This window comes from Citrobacter sp. TBCS-14, assembly GCF_005280805.1.
Lineage (GTDB): Bacteria > Pseudomonadota > Gammaproteobacteria > Enterobacterales > Enterobacteriaceae > Citrobacter > Citrobacter gillenii.
Genome location: NZ_SZWM01000590.1, coordinates 676 through 887 on the forward strand (window position 1 = coordinate 676; position 212 = coordinate 887).

Annotated in this window: 1 pseudogene; it reads right to left on the reverse strand. The window is 52.4% G+C overall.

What is annotated here, in order from left to right:
- Window positions 1-212 (reverse strand): annotated as a pseudogene (locus FDX22_RS31530) (transketolase); the annotation flags it as partial.

The window sequence follows — 212 nt, forward strand, 5'->3', positions numbered from 1 at the left end:
CACTCTGTAACCTGCATGCCGAAGGCACGCCATTTTTCATCCAGCGGATCGGTGTTCATGATCTCTTTGGTTGCTCCGGCGAGTTGGAGGTTATTTTTATCGTTGATAATAATGAGGTTATCGAGTTTATAGTGGGCGGCGACCAGGGCCGCTTCCCAGTTACTGCCTTCGGCCAGTTCACCGTCACCGGTGACGACAAATACCCGGCGCTT